Origin of the sequence: Gluconobacter thailandicus F149-1 = NBRC 100600, assembly GCF_000964465.1 — a bacterium.
Taxonomy (GTDB): Bacteria; Pseudomonadota; Alphaproteobacteria; order Acetobacterales; family Acetobacteraceae; genus Gluconobacter; species Gluconobacter thailandicus.
In genome coordinates, this window is the sequence record NZ_BANH01000142.1 from 1 (window position 1) to 419 (window position 419).

Consider the following 419-nt stretch of genomic DNA (forward strand, 5'->3'; position numbering starts at 1 on the left):
ATCCGCAACACGAAACGTGGCGTATCGCCGGATCAATCCCGCCAGAGTTCCCGACGACAACACACCAGATCGCCGCAGATACGCATAACGCGCCTGAATTTGAGGAAGGAACACGCCGCGCATCTGCTGAAACACATTCGCGCCATCGCTAGCCCAGCCCGTCACGTCCGGAGCGACACCATTCGGAGCGCCCCACTTCACACCAAGACTTTCATCCAGATCGTAGGAATCGATTTCCCACAGTCCAGACGTCTGTGTGCCCGTATAGGACTTCAACATGCAGTTGTTGGTCGTGCTGTCGAAGCTCCCCACGGCCTCAATATGGATGAGGTAATCTAACCACGATCCCAGCCCCAGATACTGCGCGTAATCCGCCCAACTCCCGGTGCCGTTCTGAATCGAGGCAAACCAGTCCAGCA

At 56.8% G+C, this 419-nt stretch carries 1 protein-coding gene; it reads right to left on the reverse strand.

The genetic code is table 11. The annotated features are described in order from the left end of the window. A partial coding sequence (locus B7444_RS16110) for a CotH kinase family protein (protein ID WP_048855247.1) occupies positions 1–419 on the reverse strand: 419 nt, incomplete at both ends.